The 4,887-nt window shown below is 74.5% G+C and carries 3 protein-coding genes; 1 reads left to right on the top strand and 2 read right to left on the bottom strand.

Annotation, left to right across the window (positions count from 1 at the left end; genetic code table 11):
* Positions 1–178: 178 nt before the first annotated feature.
* Both AB0M43_RS39005 and AB0M43_RS39000 read right to left on the bottom strand, forming a co-directional pair.
* On the bottom strand, positions 179–916 hold the full coding sequence (locus AB0M43_RS39005) for a protealysin inhibitor emfourin (RefSeq protein WP_363732830.1): 738 nt from the start codon (positions 914–916) through the stop codon (positions 179–181).
* Positions 917–1,528: 612 nt separating this feature from the next.
* Positions 1,529–3,499, bottom strand: a complete 1,971-nt coding sequence (locus AB0M43_RS39000) for a primosomal protein N' (protein ID WP_363732836.1) — start codon at positions 3,497–3,499, stop codon at positions 1,529–1,531.
* A 678-nt stretch (positions 3,500–4,177) separates the two neighbouring features.
* On the opposite strand from AB0M43_RS39000, the gene AB0M43_RS38995 reads away from it, so the two are divergent.
* A complete protein-coding gene (locus AB0M43_RS38995; RefSeq protein ID WP_363732827.1) occupies positions 4,178–4,591 on the top strand; it encodes a VOC family protein in 414 nt (137 codons plus the stop codon).
* Positions 4,592–4,887 lie beyond the last annotated feature (296 nt).

The following is a 4,887-nucleotide window of genomic DNA, read 5'->3' as shown; positions in this document are numbered from 1 at the left end:
GAGTGTTGTACAGTGGTGGGCTGTGCCTATCGGGGGGGGCGGGGGGGGGGGGGCTACCCGGGTGGGGGGTGGGGGGGGTTGTGGGGGGGGGGGGGCCCGGAGCGCTGTTCGCTCCGGGCCCGCCCCATACCGGGGTGGTGGCCCCCGGCCCCCTCAGATCGGGGGCCACCACCAGCCGCTACCGCTGCGTGGGTGGCGTCAGCAGCGCGGCGGCCTGGTCCCAGCGGGCGATCTCGCAACCGCCGCGCCGGGTGAAGGAGGCGTCGACCCACCGGCCGTGCCACACCCCGAGGACCCGGGCAGTCTGCGGGCCGCCCCAAATCCGGGTGCAGGCCGTGCCGGGCGGGACGGGCGCGAGCGCGGCCTCCGTGCGCGCCGTCAGCTCCGCGCACCCCGGCGCGGTCGCCCCCGAAGCGGGGCAGTCGACCAGCCACCGGTCCGGCACGGACCACGCGTCCTCGGCGCGCTGCACGAACAGCAGCGACCGCTGGGGCGTCACCTCGCGGACCGCGCCGACGGCCATGGTCCGCTCGATCACGTCCCCGACCAGCTCGGGGGCGCCGCCGCCGTCGACGGTGACGACGGACTTCACGCGCCCGTTCGGGTAGCGGACGGTCAGCTCGTAGACGAAGCGGTCGCAGCAGGTGTCGTCCGTGACGTAGCTGGGCTCCAGGGCCAGGAAGTCGGGGCGGGCCACCGACGCCAGCAGCGGGTCACGCCGGGTGTCGGAGGTCGAGGTGTCGACGGTGTACCGGCGTTGTACGCCGGCCAGGCCGCCGGTCTGCTCCAGGGTCACGCTCTGGGCGCGGGCCGGGGTGGCGGCGGACGCGGGGACGGCCGCGACGCCCGCACCGATCAGGAGCGCACCCATGACGGCGACCAGGTTCCGGGCCGTACGGGTGAGGGACTGACGCATGACAATTCCTTCCACACGTTGGGATGTCACGCATCAGACTGTCGTTGCGGATGATCCACCGCAAACACGCTTTCTTAAGGCAATTTTATGGAAAGCGTTTCATTTTTGTACGAACATGTGACAGTGGACCGTCCGTGGCGCACTGACCTGCCACAGTGGACCTCACTGGAGTTACACTCCGGAATGGTTCCATCGCCTTTAGTGAGAAGTCCCACACGTGGAGTGAGTCTGTCAGCACTCCCCGTTGGCATCGTGTTCGGGGCGCCGTCGCGCGCCCTTCCGGGAACGGCCACCTGGGTTGGTCGGCGCGCTGTGCCCCGCCTGGCGGCCCGCAGCGACAGGCTCAGGCCACGTGCGCCGAGACCAGCCACCAGCCACGCGTCATGTGCGTCGAGGCCGCCCAGGGTCGGCCGGCGCCCGCGTCGCCATCCGCGGCGACCCGCTCCCACTCCGCGCGCCGCGGCCAGCCACTCTCCGCGCGTCACGTGTTTCGGCGCCGGCCCGCCCGCGTGACGCCGGGCGGTTCCGACCAGCGCGACACGTCGCAACAGGAGTTCCAACGAGTCCACCCTGTCCGCGCTGGGGCTCCAGGTCGTGCCGGGCGACACCTCGCTACAGGAGTTCCAACGGGTCCACCTGGATCCGGACCGGTTCCTTCGCCCGGTGCGCGCTGCGGACCCCCGCCGCCTCGTGCAGCGCCCGCGCCAGGGCCGGCCCCGTCGACCGGGGCACCCGCAGCAGCAGCCGCTCCACCCCCTCGTCACCGCCGAGCACCGGAACCGGACCGAGCTCGTCGACCCCCTGCGGCAACCGCGCGCCGGCCAACAGCTCGGCGATCGCGGCCGGCGACCCGGTGAGGCTGCCGACCCGCACCGCCGGCGGAAAACCCAACTCGGCGCGTTCGTCCAGCTCACGGGCCGCATACCACGCCGGATCAAACCGGACCAGAGCCTGCACGACGGGTACGGACGCGTCCGCGACGATCACCACCGTGCCGTCCGCGCGCGCCAGGGCGGCCGCCGACAGCCACCGCCGCAGCGCCTCCTCACCGGCCCGCAGATCCGCCCGGGTCAGCAACGCCCACGTGTCCAGCAGCAGCACCGCCCCGTAGCCCGCGTCGGCCACCGGCTCGGCCCCCGGCGTCGCCACCACCAGCGCCGGCCCGTCCGGGACCGTGTCCAACAGCTCGCCGCGCCCCGACGTGCGCACCGGCACGCCCGCGAAGGCCCGCCCCATCTCGTCCGCCGTCCGCCGCGCGCCCACCACCGACGCGCGCAGCCGGCGACCGCCGCAGTGCGGACAGGCGAAACCCGTCGCGCCCCGCCCGCACCACCGGCAGCTCGGCCCCGAATGCTCGCCGCCGACCCCCGCCGTACCCCCCAGCACGCCGGACTCCAACGCCAACGGCCCCGAACAGTGCGGACACCGGGCCGGCGCCCGGCACGTCTCGCAGGCCACCGCCGGGATGTACCCCCGGCGCGGCACCTGGACCAGCACCGGACGCCCGGCGGCCAGCGCGGCCCGGGCCGCCTGCAGCGCCACGCTCGGCAACCGCGAACTCGTCGCCCCGGCATCCCGGGACTGCTGCACGTCATCGCCCGTCGTCACGACCCGGGGCGCGCGGGCCCGCAGGGACTCCCGGTCGGCGGTCAGCTCCCTCGCCCAGCCCGTGGCGAGCAGCAACTGCCCCTCGGCGGTCCGGGAATGACCCGCGACCAGCGCCGCCGCCCCGGCCAGCTCGGCACGGGTGAGCAGCACCTCCCGGGCGTGCGGATACGGCGCGTGCGGATCGGCGTGCACGTCGTCGCCGTCGTCGAAGATGACCACCAGCCCCAGGTCCGCCACCGGCGCGAACATCGCCGCCCGGGTCCCGATCACCGCCCGGACGTGCCCCCGCGAAGCCGTCACGAACCGGGTGTACCGCTCCTCCGGCCCCGTCGCCGCCGACAACGCCACATGCCGGCCCTCGCCGAGCAGCGCGACGAGCGCCCGGTCGAGCCGGTTCAGGTCCCGGCCGTCGGGCACCACCACCACGGCCCCCCGCCCGCCCGACAGGGTCGCGGCGACCGCCTCGGCGCACCGGGCCGCCCAGTCCTCCCCCGGCGTGGCCGTCCACACCGCCCGGGGGGCCCGCCCGTCGGCGAGCGCCCGCAGGAACGCCGCCCCCGCCGGATACGCCGCCCAGCCGGCCGTCGCCGGGAACACCGGCGCCCCGGTTCCGCCCGGGGCCCCGGCGGCCTCCTCCGGGGTGGCGCGCGGCGGGACGGCGGCCTCCGCCCGGGCGTGCCGGGGCGGCACGGCGAGCCGCAGCACGTCGGCGAGACTCCCCGCGTACCGGTCCGCGACGACCCTGGCCAGCCGGGCGATCTCCGGGGACACCACGGGCTCGGCGGACACCGCGCGCTCCAGGAAGGACAGGTTGCCGGCGTGGTCGCTGGCGGCGACCCGGTCCAGCACGTACCCGTCGACCTTCTGTCCCGCGAACCGCACCCGGACCCGCCCGCCCACGACGACCTTCGCGTCCATGCTCGCGGGCACCAGATAGTCGAACGGCCTGTCGAGGTGCGGCAACCCCAGGTCCACGCACACCCGCGCGACGGGCAGCCGCTCCGCCGGGGTCTTCGACGCGGGCGCCTTGACCGCCGGGCGGGCCCCCTTGGGCGCGGCCACGGCCGGCAGCTCGAACAGCCCGTCTTCAGTCACGCCCCAGTCCTACCAGACCCCTACGACTTTCCCCCAAGCCGAGCCGCACCCGAGCCACCCGGGTCGGCGTGCGCGCCAGGCGACCTGCGTTCTGGCACCGGGGCCGCCGCGGCCGAGGATCCGGGGGCACCACCCGTGCCGCAGCCACGGCGGCGGAAGCCGATGCCGCCAGGACGGCGGCCACGACCACACGTGCGTCAGCGGGTCGCCGGGCATGTTCGTTCGTCGGCACGGCGCCACCCCGCGCGGGCCCGGCGACGCGGCCAAGGCCGCGATCACGTCACCCGGCCACACCTGGGTGGGCATCATGGCGCTACGGGCGAATTCCGGGTTCCGGCGCCACCCTGACGGACGAAACGGGACCATTGACCAAGGGTTGTCGTCGATGGTCATCACGATGGGAGGACCGCCCCGCGGCCTGAGACAACCCGCACGCGTTCCACCGTGCGCCCGAAGCGCGGCCCGTCCGCGGCGGATCTTGCAGACCGCGCTCAGATCCGGCTACTGTCAAGATCAAATACGACTCGCACGCAGCCACCCAGGCACAAGGAGCAGTCCATGAAAGCGCACGTCAGCTCAATTCTCCTCGGCGTCCGGGACATGGACCGGGCCAAGCGGTTCTACACCGAGGGTCTCGGCTGGAAGATCGAGAAGGACTACGGCATCTCGGTGTTCTTCGCTTCGGACGGCGCCTCCCCGGTCGGCTTCTACAGCCGCGAGGGCCTGGCCGGCCAGGTGGGCACGGACCCCGAGGGCAGCGGCTTCAGCGGACTGGTCCTGACCTACGTCGTGCGCACCGAGGCGCGGATCGACGAGATCATGGCCGAGGCCCAGCAGGCCGGCGCCACGATCCTCAAGCCCGCCGGCGCACTGCCGTGGGGCGGCTACGGCGGCTCCTTCGCCGACCCGGACGGCTACATCTGGAGCCTCGGCTACAGCGACCAGGGCACGGACCAGCCCTACGCGGAGTAGCGCGACACCGCGTCCGGGGCGACGTGGCGTGTGTCGCGGTCGCCCCCGGACCCGGGCTGACGAGCCGTGGGCGCCAGCCCTGGACAGGGGCTGTTGAGCCGTGACGGTGGCTCAGGACCAGGCCATGAGCTGCCCCAGGACTCGGGCGGCAAGGCCGTGACGGTGGCTCAGGACCCGAGCGGCAAAGCCGTGACGCCGCCCCAGTACCCGGGCGGCAAAGCCGTGACGCCGCCCCAGTACCCGGGCGGCAAAGCCGTGACGGTGGCTCAGGACCCGAGCGGCAAAGCCGTGACGGT

This window comes from Longispora sp. NPDC051575, assembly GCF_040681875.1.
GTDB lineage: Bacteria > Actinomycetota > Actinomycetes > Mycobacteriales > Micromonosporaceae > Longispora.
Note: the sequence above shows the minus strand (reverse complement) of the source record. Positions and strands in the feature narration are given on the sequence as shown.